We start from the raw sequence: 13,382 nt of genomic DNA, 5'->3' as shown, positions 1-13,382 counted from the left end.
CGGTCCATTATGGCGCGGCACCCTGGCTGGAAACACAAGACTCAACCCTATCCCTGCAAGCTTCAAAAAGCCGGTCACCCAGAATCTGAATTCTCCGTCCGCGGCACGCGATTGCAACAGCCATGACGGACACTATCAAGCATAGTTCAGGCGAGCGTACAGCCCGTTCAGCGGGCCACTACGACCAGTTTGCGAGGGTATTCCCCTAAGGCTTTGGGTACACTGGGGGCTCAAGCGCCTGCCGCATGTTGTTCAGACAGAAACCGCCATGACCCTGACCGCAGCCCAGCACGATAAACTGCTCGCAGAACTCGATGAATCCCGCCGCGAGGCGCAGCGTTATCGACTGCTGGCAGAACAGTCCACCGACATGATTTCACGCCACACGCCCAGTTCCGAGTGGACCTATGTCGACGTCAGCCCCGCCGTCGAACGCCTGCTGGGCTACAAAACGTCAGAGATTATCGGTACACCCGGCTACGACCTGTTCCACCCGGATGATGCCGACAACCTGATAAAGCGGGCCGAGTCGGTGAGTTATCGCGGGGGTCTCTACACCAACGTCTACCGTTATCGTCACAAGGAGGGTCACTATGTGTGGCTCGAGACCACCAGTCGCACCATCCGTGATGACAGTGGCGATCCGATCGAAATCATCTGCGTCTCCCGCGATGTCACCCAGCGGGAACAGGCCCAGCGGGCCAATCGCCGGCTGGCGCGGGTGGTGGAATCCAGCTCCGACATGATCATGTTCTGCAGCCCCGACACCCTGGCGCTGACTTACCTGAACGAGGCCGCCTCCAGCACCCTTGGCAGCGGCCCGGACGGCACCATCGCGCTCAATCTGCGTGAACTCGTCGATGCCCACAGCTACAGCACCCTGCTGCTGGCAGGCCTCGAACACGCCGCCCAGCACGGCTGCTGGTATGGCAGCATCGCGCTGCAGCTGCCCGCGGGCAAGGATTCACGCATCGCCGAAATTCGCGAGATCATCGCCCACTGCAATCATGTCGAAAACCGCCGGGTGGAGTACTACTCCATCATTGGCCGCGATATCACCCTCAAGCGCAGGGCCGAAGACGCCGCACGGCGCCAGCAACTGGAGCTGGCCCATATGTCGCGCCTGTTGTCAGTGGGTGAAATGGCCACGGGGCTGGCCCATGAAATCAACCAGCCCCTGGCCGCCATCCTCAACTACTGTCGTGGCACGCTGCGCCGAGCGGAAGACGGCAAGGATCTTAGCCTTGCGCAGGCATTGCACGCCATGCAGCTGATCGGCGGCCAGGCCAAGCGTGCCGCCGAGATCATCAAGCGCATTCGCAGCTATGTAAAACGCACCGAATACCAGCGAATCGAATTTCCGATCAACGACAGCTGCCAGGATGTGGCCGGCTTTCTGCGCCAGGAAGCCAGCGACAATCGCATCGAGTTCATCTTCGACCTCGCCGCTGAAGACCCAAGCCTTACCGCCGACCGCATTCAGATCGAACAGGTGCTGCTCAACCTGATACGCAACGCCATCGAGGCCTACAGCGATTGTGAGCAGACTCTGCGAACGGTTACCATTAGCAGCCGCTGCGACCAGGGCCATATTGAGGTGACGATTACCGACTGCGCCAAGGGCGTGAGTGCCGAGGCGTTGAGCCAGCTGTTCGATGCCTTTTTTACCTCCAAGCCCAGCGGGCTTGGCATGGGGCTGGCCATATCCAGAACCATTATTGAAAGCCACGGCGGCCAGCTGTGGGCCCAGAGCGATGGCCACAGCGGCACTGTGTTCAAGTTCAGACTGCCCGTCAGCCGGCATCAGGACCAATGGCCCTGACCCCATGCGCCTTTACCACGGCACACCCTACTCTATCGATTCAACTATTCAGGATGAGTTATGAAGACTCCACCGGACGGGACGGTTTTTATCGTCGATGACGACGATGATTTTCGCGCCTCCATGCAGTGGCTGCTTGAGTCAGACGGCCTTAGCGTTACCAGTTTCAATTCTGCCCGGGCCTTTCTGGATGGCTATGACGGCAGCCCCGGCTGCATGTTGCTGGATGTGCGCATGCCGGACATCAGCGGTCTGGCGCTGCAACAGATGCTGCTGGAAAAGGGTATTGAGCTGCCCATCATTGTGCTCAGTGGCCACGGCGATATTCCCATGGCGGTGACCGCCATCAAGAACGGCGCCATGGATTTTCTGGAGAAACCCTTCGACGACGCTCTGCTGCTGCACCGGGTTGGCCTGGGCCTGCGCCAGGCCTGCGAACTGCAGCAGCAAAAGGATCAACAGGCGCACACCCGCGGCCGCTACGACAGCCTGAGTCGGCGGGAAAAGGAAGTCATGGCGCTGGTCGTCGCCGGGCGCGCCAACCGCGAGATCGCCGAGGATTTAGGCATAAGCCCGAAAACAGTGGAAGTTCACCGCGCCCGGGTGATGAACAAGATGGAGGCCAGCAGCCTGCCCGTATTGGTCACCCAGGCGGCGCAGCTCGGCCTTTCTTAAGCCAGCCTGGCGCCCTATGACGCTTCCAGACTTGCCACAAAGTCGGCAATCGCCGGCAGAGTGGCAGCCGGTGTTTCCAGGTGCGGGATATGGCCACAACGGGGTATCAACAGCGGCTGCGCGCCCGGGCCTATGCCGGCACAGATATCGCTCACCTGCTCAGACACGCCATACTGATCATCCTCACCCTGCATGATCAGCGCCGGACAGCGGATATCGCTGAGCCAGGGGCTTAGATTGAAGGCGGTATAGGCCGGCCTGGCCCAGGTTTCATGCCAGGCCCGGAACAGCAGATCGGTACGCTCGCCATGATAACGCGCCAGGCGCGCCGGCAGGTCACTGTCAGGCGCCCGGTAACGCGCCACCGTCTCGCGAATCCCCGCCAGGGTCAGGTGATCGATATAGATATGCGCCGCCATGGTCACGAGTCCCCGCACCTGCGCGCCCAGTACTGCCGCGCCCACCAGGGCGATAGAACCGCCATCGCTGTGGCCCACCAGAATCACCGGGCCCGTAATACCGGCACTCTCCAGTATCCCGGGCAACCAGTCACGGCCCTCCTGCTCCAGATAGTCATCCGGGCGTGGCAGCGTAATCGGGCTGGAGCCGCCATATCCCCTGCGCTCGTAAACGAAGACATCAGCGCCGGTCAGCGCCATCAGCTGTTGTGGCACCGCTTTCCACATGGCGATGCAGCCCAGGGCTTCGTGCAGCAGCACCAGGGTTGGGCGCGGCGCTTTCGTATCAACGTCGGTATCAATCTGGGTATCAAAATGCCGACCATGCAGGGCATGAATATTCACACCCGGCTCCAGCGCCAGCTCAACGCTATTCCACTTAACGCTCATGGGTCATCCCTCTGTATGTATCCAGGCCCAGATCACTGCGGAATGGCATAGGTCAGGGTTGCGTGGGCAACCGGGTCCGAAGCCTCTGCCGCCGCCGCTTTACCCGAATACAGATAGACCTCACCCACCGCCAGCATTCGGCCCACTTTCAGCATGCGGGCATCGGCAATCAGATCCGCATCCGCCAGGGGCTTGCGCAAAAAATTGATATTGAGATTGCTGGTCACCGCCAGCGCCACCGGGCCAATGCGGGTCAGTAGCGCCGCATAGACCGCGACATCGGCCAGCGCCATCATGGCCGGCCCCGACACAGAACCACCCGGACGCAGGTGCTGCTCGGACACCGCCAGGCGCATCACCGCCGACCCGCGCCCCACCGACTCAAGCACGCCGTATTGATCACCCTGGGGGAAATGCTCGGCAAGAAACTGATTCAACTGCTGCAGATCCAGTACAGGCATGGATGTATTCCTTGTTAAATTGGCTGCATCACCAGCGCACACGGGCGCCGGTGATAAGGTTGCGTACAAGGTGGCTGCTAACCCGCTTCGCTCTCTTCCCGTGCCTGGTTGCGCAGCACGAAGCGCTGGATCTTGCCGCTGGGTGTCTTGGGCAGTGCCTCGATAAACTCGATTTCGCGGGGGAAGGCATGGGTCGAAAGGCGCGAACGTACCAACTGTTTGAGCTCGTCCGCCAGTGCTGCGCTGGGTTCGCACCTGGATTTGAGCACTACATAAGCCTTGATGATGGCGCCGCGCTTCAGATCCGGCTTGCCCACCACGCCACTCTCGGCCACCGCCGCGTGCTCCAGCAGCGTGCTCTCGACATCGGCGGGACCAACACGGTAGCCTGCGGTGGTGATGATATCGTCATCACGACCGGTAAAGGAATAGCTGCCATCGCCATGGCTGATCACGACATCACCGGTGAGGTAATAGCGGCCGTGGAAGGGGTCTTTCTCGCCCCAGGTATACCCCTGGAAAAAGAACAGCGGCGACTGGGAGGTATCCACCGCCAATTGGCCAATTTCGCCTTCGCCGATTTCGTTGCAGTCCGTATCCAGTGCCACTACGCGATGCCCCGGCATCGAGAAACCCATGGAACCGACCCGCAGCTGATGCTCCAGCTTATGATGATTGCAGCAGGTCATGCCGGTTTCGGTTTGGCCGTAATGATCCATCACCGGGCAGCCCATGCGGCGCTTGACCCAGCTGATCACCTCCGGATTCAGCGCCTCGCCGGCACTGCTGGCCAGGCGCAGACCCAAACCTTCTCCGCTACCATCGTCATTGGCCATCAGTAGTCGATAGGCCGTGGGTGCCGCCGCCAGGTTGGTAATACGGTACTTGCGCAGCATGTCGTAAGTGCTGTCGGCGGTAAAAGCATTCTCATTGAAATGGGTGGCATTTCCCAGCAGCAGGGGTCCGACCACCGCGTAGTAGAGACCGTAGGCCCAGCCTGGATCCGCCACGTTCCAGTAACGATCCTGGGGTTCAAGCCCTATGACATGACGCATATAAACGTAGAACGACAGCAGCGCTCGGGCCGGCACAGCCACACCCTTGGCCTTGCCCACGGTGCCTGAGGTAAACATCTGCAGAAAGGGATCGTCGGCGCCAATGCGTACCGGTTCAAAGCGATCAGATTGAGCGGCGAGCTCAGTTTCAAAATCTGCATCGGTGGCGTACTCGGCAGCCGCTGCATCACGGCCGACCAGCAGAATGGGCGGGCAGGTTTTTACGCTATCGAGCTTGCTTCGATTGGCGGCATCGGTGACCACCAGCCGCGTACCGGCACGCTCCAGACGATACTCGATGGCGCCGGAGCCAAAAGCGGTAAACAGCGGCTGATAGACGGCACCGGCCCGCAGCGTCCCCAAAATAACGACTAAGAGTTCCGGCGTACGGGGCAGCAGACCTGCTACCCTATCACCCTTGCCGATACCCTGGGCACTAAGGTAGTTGGCAAAACGCGCCGCCTTTTCACGCAGTTCGGCAAAGCTGTGTTCGCTTGCGGGCCGCGCTACACCTTCGTAGTACAGGCCGATGCGGCCATCCTCGACCCAGCGGTCGCAGATTTCTTCGCAGACATTGAAACCTGTTGCCAGATCGCCGATCAGGTGCGCTTCCACCTGTGCCGGCGTGAAGCCTTCGCTGAATGCGGCATACGTTTGACTGCTCATGATGCTCTGCCTCGCTTATTAATGTTGTCAGGCCAGTTCATATCGAGCCCGGCTAGGGGCCCGCCTAAGAAATGAAAATAAGGGAATACCCCTAGTAATACCATCATGTTGACGTAAACGTAAAGATTAAATTATCAAAACCTGCACCAGAGCAGGCCGGCGCGTCACGCCCATACGTTTACGTATATTTGGATTTTGAGGTACCCTGTGCCAGAGCGTATCCAGGGATTAGAAGATGAACGTCAAACTGAGCCGCGAGCAGTGGATCAACGAAGCCTTCACGGTACTGGCCGAGGGCGGCGTCGACAGTATCAAGATCGAAGGGCTGGCCAAGCGTCTGCGTGTCACCAAGGGTGGTTTCTACTGGCACTTTCGCAACCGCGACGAACTGCTGCAGAACATGCTGGAGCAGTGGCGCCTGCGCCGCATCGAGATTATTCACGAGCAGACCCGGGATGAGGAACACGCCGCCGATACGCTGAAGTACCTGATTCGCCTCTACACCGACAACACCAACCCCCGGGGTAACGCCATAGAGCTGGCGGTACGGGGCTGGGCACGCATCAACGCCCAGGCGGCCAGTGCCGTGCAATCCGTGGATGAAGAACGCCTGAAATGTGTCTCCGGCCTGTTTGAAAAGCTCAAGCTGTCAGCGGAAGAAGCCTATTCCCGCGCCTATCTGTTCTATGCCTTCGTCTTCGGCCAAAGCCTGCTCAATGACCAGAGCTGCAGCCTGGACCCCAAAAAAATCAAGCAGCACTGCACCCGCTTCCTGATCGAAGACTGACGTCTTTCGGGGTGCTTAGAGCTTTCAGCCGTAAGCTTAAAGCTGTCAGCTTACGGCTGAAAGCTTGCCTTCGCCCCCCCCCAAAATCTTCGCTGCGGGGCGCATCTCCTACGGGCGTTCCCTTCGCTCCCTTTCACCTTGAACCTTGAACCTGCCCCTTGCACCTCGCCCCTTTTACCTTGCACCTTGCACCTCGCCCCTTGCACCTTTCACCTGCTCTGCCCGGCATTAGTCTACGCTTGTAGTCAGGCATCGAACTCAAACATACGCACCCGTATTGACACAACCGAAAAGCGAACATACGATAGCGTATAGTTAATTTTAGCGCGGGTTTTCCCGTACCGAATATTTACCGCACTGCGAGGGCTGACAAAGATGATTTCTCAATACTCCGAGCTAAATTTTGGTCTGGGCGAAACACTGGACATGCTGCGCGAACAGATAAACGCCTTCGCGACCAAGGAAATCGCCCCACTGGCCGAGGAAACCGACCAGAAGAACGAATTTCCCAACCAGCTGTGGCGCAAGTTTGGCGACATGGGCCTGCTGGGCATCACCGTCAAGGAAGAGTACGGCGGTGTCGACATGGGTTACCTGGCCCACGTCATTGCAATGGAAGAAATCAGCCGCGCCTCCGCCTCCATTGGCCTGTCCTACGGTGCCCACTCCAACCTGTGCGTTAACCAGATTCACCGCAACGGCAGCGAAGAGCAGAAACAGCAGTACCTGCCAAAGCTCATCAGCGGCGAGCACATAGGCGCCCTGGCGATGTCCGAACCCAACGCCGGCTCAGACGTGGTGTCCATGAAGCTCAGCGCCCGTGACAACGGCGATCACTACGTGCTTAACGGCAACAAGATGTGGATCACCAATGGCCCTGATGCCCATGTCTATGTGGTCTACGCCAAGACCGACCACGCCAAGGGCGCCCATGGCATCACCGCCTTTATCATCGAACGAGACTTCCCCGGTTTCTCCCGTGCGCAGAAGCTCGACAAACTGGGCATGCGCGGTTCCAACACCTGCGAACTGGTATTCCAGGACTGCATAGTGCCCAAGGAAAACATCCTCGGTCAGCTCAATGGCGGCGTTAAGGTGCTGATGAGCGGGCTGGATTACGAGCGTCTGGTGCTCTCCGGTGGCCCGCTGGGCATAATGCAGGCGGCCATGGACGTGGTGGTGCCCTATATCCGCGAGCGCACCCAGTTTGGCCAGGCCATCGGTGAATTCCAGCTGGTACAGGGCAAGGTCGCCGACATGTATACCCTGATGAACGCCGCCAAGTCCTACGTCTATATGGTGGCCCTGGCCGCCCAGCGCGGCGAAACCAGCCGCAAGGACGCCGCCGGCGCCATTCTGTATTCCGCCGAGAACGCCACCAAGCTGGCGCTGGATGCCATCCAGCTGCTGGGCGGCAACGGCTATATCAATGAATTCTCCACCGGGCGCCTGCTGCGCGATGCCAAGCTGTACGAAATTGGCGCCGGCACCTCCGAAATCCGCCGCATGCTGATCGGCCGCGAACTGTTTCTTAACAAGTAAGCGACCCTTCAAATTTCCGAGGATTTTGTCATGACCCAGCTACAGTCCAAGATCAATCCGCGCAGCGACGAGTACCGTTACAAGTACGACGCCATGGCCAAGGCCGTGGGCGACCTGCGCGAAAAGGTCGCCACCGTGGAACAGGGCGGCGGCCCGGCCTACCAGGCGCGCCACACCGCCCGCGGCAAGTTGCTGCCCCGCGAGCGCATCAACCGCCTGCTGGATGAGGGTTCGGCCTTTATCGAACTGTCGCAGCTGGCGGCCTACCAGGTGTACGAACATGATGTGCCGGCGGCCGGCATTATCACCGGCATAGGCCGGGTTTGCGGCCTTGAGTGCATGATCATTGCCAACGATGCCACCGTCAAAGGCGGCACCTACTTTCCGCTGACGGTGAAAAAACACCTGCGGGCCCAGGAGATCGCCGAGCAGAACCACCTGCCCTGCATCTACCTGGTGGATTCCGGCGGCGCCAACCTGCCCCAGCAGGACGAGGTTTTCCCGGATCGCGACCACTTCGGCCGCATCTTCTACAACCAGGCACGCATGTCCGCCAAAGGCATCGCCCAGATCGCCGTGGTCATGGGCCTGTGCACCGCAGGCGGTGCCTATGTGCCGGCCATGGCGGACGAATCCATTATCGTGCGCAACCAGGGCACCATCTTCCTGGCGGGCCCACCGCTGGTAAAGGCCGCCACCGGTGAGGAAGTCTCGGCCGAGGATCTGGGCGGTGCCGATGTGCACTGCCGCGTCTCGGGCGTAGCGGATCACTACGCCGAAAATGATGTGCATGCGCTGCAGATCGCCCGCAGCTGCATCGCCAACCTCAATCGCACCAAACCCATGGAGCTGGCCATCAAGCCGGTACAGGCTCCGCTGTACGACAGTGAAGAGCTGTACGGCATTGTCGGCACCGATCTGAAAAAGCCGTTCGATGTGCGCGACGTTATCGCCCGCCTGGTCGACGGCTCCGAATTCGACGAATTCAAGCAGCTCTACGGCACTACCCTGGTGACCGGTTTTGCCCATATTCACGGCTACCCGGTGGGTATCGTCGCCAACAACGGCATCCTGTTCGCAGAATCGGCCCAGAAAGGCGCCCACTTCATCGAGCTCTGCTGCCAGCGCAAGATTCCGCTGCTGTTCCTGCAGAACATCACCGGCTTCATGGTGGGCCGCAAGTACGAAGCCGAAGGCATCGCCAAGCACGGCGCCAAAATGGTAACGGCCGTGGCCTGCGCCGATGTGCCCAAGCTCACGGTACTGATCGGCGGCAGCTTTGGCGCCGGCAACTACGGCATGTGCGGCCGCGCCTATGGCCCCAACTTCCTCTGGATGTGGCCCAACGCCCGCATCTCGGTGATGGGGGGCGAACAGGCCGCCGGCGTTTTGGCTACCGTCAAGCGCGATGGTCTGGAACGTGATGGCAAGGACTGGTCCGCCGAGGATGAGAAAGCCTTTAAGCAGCCCATCAGCGAGAAGTACGAAGCCCAGGGCCACCCCTACTACGCCAGCGCCCGGCTGTGGGACGACGGTGTCATAGATCCCGCCCAGACCCGCGATGTCATTGGCATGGGGCTTTCCGCGGCGCTGAACAAGCCCGTCAGCGACAGCAAATTCGGCGTCTTCCGGATGTAAGTCAGCTGACGTAACGGGATCTAACGGAGAACCCCATGAGCGATCAAACAGTTCTGCTGGATATTCAGCCCGATGGCGTCGCCCGCCTGACGCTGAACCGGCCCGAGATTCACAACGCCTTTGACGATGCCATTATCCAGCGTCTGACCGAACACCTGGTCGCGCTGGATGAAAACCCGGCGGTAAGGGTGCTGGTGCTGGCCTCCAACGGCAAGAATTTTTCCGCCGGCGCCGACTTCAACTGGATGCAGCGCATGGCCGCCAACAGCCATGCGGAAAACCTGCAGGATGCCCTGGGCCTTGCCGGCCTGATGTCGACACTGAACGGGTTAAGCAAGCCGACCATCGCCCTGGTACAGGGGGCTGCCTACGGTGGCGCCGTGGGCCTGGCGGCCTGCTGCGATATCGTCATCGCCACCCGGGCCAGCCGGTTCTGCCTCTCCGAGGTGCGCATCGGCCTGACCCCCGCCACCATCAGCCCCTACGTGGTACGGGCCATTGGCGAGCGTCAGGCCAGACGCTACTTCCAGAGCGCCGAGGCCTTCAGCGCCGAACAGGCACAGCACTTTGGCCTGGTGCATGAAGTAGTAGAGGACAATGCTGCCCTCGATACCGCCTGCAGCAGCCTGGTCCAGGCCCTGCGCCGCAACGGCCCCCGTGCCATGCAGGCCGCCAAGGAACTGGTGTTCGCCGTCAGCCAGAAACCCATCGACAGCGCCCTGATTAACGATACCGCCCGGCGCATCGCCGATATCCGCGTCAGCGACGAAGGCCAGGAAGGGCTCAGCGCCTTCCTGCAAAAGCGCACGCCGAACTGGATCGAGGACTAGAAGTATGTTTAACAAGAAACTGATCGCCAACCGTGGCGACTGCATGCGCAGCATTGCAGCGGCGAAGCCATTTCGACTGAGCTGCGCAGCAGCTGCAGGCGATCTCGACACGGAGACTTACCATGTTCAGTAAAATATTGATCGCCAACCGTGGGGAGATCGCCTGCCGGGTCATCAAGACCGCCCACCGCCTGGGCATTCGCTGCGTTGCCGTCTACTCCGAGGCCGACGCCAATGCCCGCCATGTTGCCATGGCGGACGAAGCCTTTTTGCTCGGGCCTGCCCCCAGCAGCGAGAGTTACCTGCGCGCCGACAGGATCATTGAGATCGCCATCGCCTGCGGCGCCGAGGCCATACACCCGGGCTACGGTTTTCTGTCCGAGAACACCGGCTTTGCCCAGGCCTGTGAAGACAACGGCATTGCCTTTATAGGCCCGCCGGCGTCGGCCATTGCGGCCATGGGCTCCAAGTCCGCTGCCAAGGCCATCATGCAGGATGCCGGCGTCCCCCTGGTGCCTGGCTACCATGGCGATGACCAGACACCGGCCGTCCTCAAGCGGGAAGCCGAGAAATGCGGCTTCCCGCTGCTGCTCAAGGCCGTCGCCGGCGGCGGTGGCAAGGGCATGCGGGTGGTCGAAGCGCTGTCCGAGTTTGACGAGGCGCTCGCCTCCGCCTGCCGCGAGGCAAAGAATGCCTTCGGCAATCCGGACATGCTGATCGAGCGCTACCTGACCCAGCCGCGCCACGTCGAGATCCAGGTGTTCTGCGACAGCCAGGGCAACGGCGTCTACCTGGCCGAGCGCGACTGCTCGGTGCAGCGCCGTCACCAGAAAGTCATCGAGGAAGCACCGGCACCGGGGCTGTCCGACGCCACCCGCAAGGCCATGGGGGAAGCCGCCGTGCTGGCCGCCAAGGCGATCGACTATGTCGGTGCCGGCACCGTGGAATTTCTCTACGACGTCGACGGCTCCTTCTTCTTTATGGAAATGAACACCCGCCTGCAGGTGGAGCACCCGGTCACCGAGATGATCACCGGTCAGGACCTGGTGCAATGGCAGCTGCTGATCGCCGCCGGCGAGCCGCTGCCGCTGCAACAGCACGAAATCAGCATCAATGGCCACGCCTTTGAAGCCCGTATCTACGCCGAAGATCCGGACAACGATTTCCTGCCGGCCACCGGGCGCCTGGACTACCTGCGCACGCCCACCGAATCAGACCATGTGCGCGTGGACACCGGTGTGATCGAGGGCGATGAGGTCAGCGTCTATTACGACCCCATGATCGCCAAGCTGATCGTGTGGGACGACAACCGCGAGCGCGCCCTGGCCCGCCTGGCCAAGGCGCTGGGTGACTACCGTATCGGCGGCATCAAGACCAACGTGCGTTTTTTGCGCAACCTGGCCCTGGCCGCGCCCTTCAAGGCGGCGGACCTGGATACCGGCTTTATCGACAAGCACCACACACTTCTGTTCCCGCCGGCCAAGCTCGACACCGCCGAGTGCCTGCTGATGGCCGCCTGCTTCTTCCTGCAGAGCGACAAGGCGGGACTGCCCGGCGGCAACGACCCCTACTCGCCCTTCGGTCGCCAGACCGGCTGGCGACTCAACTCCAGCTTCGCACGCCCGATGCAGCTGGTGCAGGGTGAAAAACAGCATGATCTGCGGATACTGGAGCAGGACCAGGGCTATGACATCAGCCTGGACGGTGCGCGCTATAACGTCAGCGCCACGCTGAACGGTGACACCCTGGATGTGATCATCAACGGTCACCGCCGCACCGTCTTTGGCCATCGCAACGGCCCCCGCCTGACCCTGCTGGACCAGGGCGAACAGTTTAGCTGCCAGCTGCACGTCGAGACCTTCGGCGAAGCAGATCATCAGGGTGATGCGTCCCTGACAGCCCCGATGAACGGTGCTGTGGTCGCCGTGCTGGTCGAACCTGGCCAGGCCGTCAGCAAGGGTGACACCCTGGTGGTGATGGAAGCCATGAAGATGGAGCACAGCATCCGCGCGCCAAGGGATGGCGTTGTCAGCGCCGTCTACTTTGCCGAGGGCGAACTGGTATCCGACGGTGCCGAGCTGGTGGCCCTGGATGCCAACATCGAGGAGGCATCCTGATGGCGCTTCCCGACAAGGTACGCCTGGTGGAGGTCGGCCCGCGGGATGGGCTGCAGAACGAAGCCAGCCAGATCAGCACGGCGGTGAAAATCGAACTGGTGGCGCGCCTGGGCGCCGCCGGAGTCCGGCATATCGAAGCTGCCAGCTTCGTTTCCCCCAAGTGGGTACCGCAGATGGCGGATTCCCGCGAGGTGATGGCGGGCATAGAACGCCGCAACGGCGTGATCTATGCCGCGTTGACTCCCAACCTCAAGGGGTTTGAAGGCGCCCTGGCAAGCGGTGTGGATGAGGTGGCGGTTTTTACCGCCGCCTCAGAAGCCTTTACCCAGAAGAACATCAACTGCTCCATCGCCGAGAGCCTCAGCCGCTTCACCCCGGTGATCGAGGCGGCCAGGGCCAACGGCATCCGCGTGCGCGGTTATGTTTCCACGGTGCTGGGTTGCCCCTACGCCGGTGATATTGCGCCGGCGCAGGTGGCGGCGGTATCCCGCGAACTGCTGGACATGGGCTGCTTTGAAATATCGCTCGGCGACACCATAGGCACCGGCACACCGCTGAAAGCCAAGCGCATGCTCGAGGCCGTGGCCCGCGAGGTGCCGATCGGCCAGCTAGCAGCACACTTTCACGACACCTACGGCCAGGCGCTGGCCAACCTCTACGCGGTGCTGGAAGAAGGCCTGGCCGTGGTGGATGCCTCAGTCGCCGGTCTTGGCGGCTGCCCCTACGCCAAGGGCGCTTCAGGCAATGTCGCCAGTGAAGATGTGATCTACCTGCTACAGGGCCTGGGCATCCGGACCGGCATCGACCTGGAACTGCTGGCCCAAACCGGTAACTGGATCAGTGCCCAGCTGGGTCGCAGCAACGGCTCCAAGGTGGGCCAGGCCATGGCCTGCAGCTAAACCATGATGTCATGGGCGCCTGTGGGAGCTCGCTCTGCGAGC

12 protein-coding genes are annotated in these 13,382 nt (G+C 61.1%); 9 read left to right on the top strand and 3 right to left on the bottom strand.

From position 1 onward, the window contains the following. The first annotated feature begins 268 nt into the window (after positions 1–268). Together A8C75_RS10385 and A8C75_RS10380 are read left to right on the top strand one after the other, a co-directional pair. Positions 269–1,822 (top strand): PAS domain-containing sensor histidine kinase, encoded by a 1,554-nt coding sequence (locus A8C75_RS10385; protein ID WP_067381691.1) that lies wholly within the window; start codon positions 269–271, stop codon positions 1,820–1,822. 60 nt (positions 1,823–1,882) lie between these two features. Further along, a complete protein-coding gene (locus A8C75_RS10380) occupies positions 1,883–2,497 on the top strand; it encodes a response regulator transcription factor (protein ID WP_067381688.1) in 615 nt (204 codons plus the stop codon). A 14-nt stretch (positions 2,498–2,511) separates the two neighbouring features. Here A8C75_RS10380 and A8C75_RS10375 read toward each other — a convergent pair whose 3' ends face one another. The 3 genes from A8C75_RS10375 to A8C75_RS10365 all read right to left on the bottom strand — a co-directional run bounded on the left by A8C75_RS10375 (position 2,512) and on the right by A8C75_RS10365 (position 5,527). Next, entirely contained in the window at positions 2,512–3,345 is an 834-nt protein-coding gene (locus A8C75_RS10375; RefSeq protein ID WP_067381685.1) for an alpha/beta fold hydrolase, read from the bottom strand. Positions 3,346–3,377: 32 nt separating this feature from the next. After that, entirely contained in the window at positions 3,378–3,806 is a 429-nt protein-coding gene (locus tag A8C75_RS10370) for a PaaI family thioesterase (RefSeq protein WP_067381682.1), read from the bottom strand. 77 nt (positions 3,807–3,883) lie between these two features. Then, positions 3,884–5,527 (bottom strand): AMP-binding protein, encoded by a 1,644-nt coding sequence (locus A8C75_RS10365; RefSeq protein ID WP_067381678.1) that lies wholly within the window; start codon positions 5,525–5,527, stop codon positions 3,884–3,886. A gap of 235 nt (positions 5,528–5,762) precedes the next feature. Between A8C75_RS10365 and A8C75_RS10360 the strand changes: the two genes are divergently transcribed. The 7 genes from A8C75_RS10360 (at position 5,763) to A8C75_RS10335 (ending at position 13,340) form a co-directional block, all read left to right on the top strand. Further along, positions 5,763–6,314: a TetR/AcrR family transcriptional regulator gene (locus A8C75_RS10360; RefSeq protein ID WP_067381675.1), complete on the top strand. Its 552-nt coding sequence runs from the start codon at positions 5,763–5,765 to the stop codon at positions 6,312–6,314. A 375-nt stretch (positions 6,315–6,689) separates the two neighbouring features. Next, positions 6,690–7,856 (top strand): isovaleryl-CoA dehydrogenase, encoded by a 1,167-nt coding sequence (locus A8C75_RS10355; protein ID WP_067381672.1) that lies wholly within the window; start codon positions 6,690–6,692, stop codon positions 7,854–7,856. Between the two features lie 30 nt (positions 7,857–7,886). Further along, the gene (locus A8C75_RS10350; protein WP_067381670.1) at positions 7,887–9,494 is read left to right on the top strand and encodes a carboxyl transferase domain-containing protein; all 1,608 of its coding nucleotides are present in this window, start codon (positions 7,887–7,889) and stop codon (positions 9,492–9,494) included. A gap of 35 nt (positions 9,495–9,529) precedes the next feature. Continuing rightward, a complete protein-coding gene (locus A8C75_RS10345) occupies positions 9,530–10,324 on the top strand; it encodes an enoyl-CoA hydratase/isomerase family protein (protein WP_067381668.1) in 795 nt (264 codons plus the stop codon). Positions 10,325–10,328: 4 nt separating this feature from the next. Continuing rightward, positions 10,329–10,457, top strand: a complete 129-nt coding sequence (locus A8C75_RS24140; protein WP_257737043.1) for a hypothetical protein — start codon at positions 10,329–10,331, stop codon at positions 10,455–10,457. Continuing rightward, on the top strand, positions 10,447–12,441 hold the full coding sequence (locus A8C75_RS10340) for an acetyl-CoA carboxylase biotin carboxylase subunit (RefSeq protein WP_067381665.1): 1,995 nt from the start codon (positions 10,447–10,449) through the stop codon (positions 12,439–12,441). The genes A8C75_RS24140 and A8C75_RS10340 overlap by 11 nt, the downstream gene beginning before the upstream one ends. Beyond that, positions 12,441–13,340 (top strand): hydroxymethylglutaryl-CoA lyase, encoded by a 900-nt coding sequence (locus A8C75_RS10335; protein ID WP_067381662.1) that lies wholly within the window; start codon positions 12,441–12,443, stop codon positions 13,338–13,340. Before A8C75_RS10340 ends, A8C75_RS10335 begins: the two co-directional genes overlap by 1 nt. Positions 13,341–13,382: the final 42 nt, after the last annotated feature.

This window comes from Marinobacterium aestuarii (assembly GCF_001651805.1).
GTDB classification, from domain to species: domain Bacteria; phylum Pseudomonadota; class Gammaproteobacteria; order Pseudomonadales; family Balneatricaceae; genus Marinobacterium_A; species Marinobacterium_A aestuarii.
This window is presented reverse-complemented; position numbering and strand designations above follow the sequence as displayed.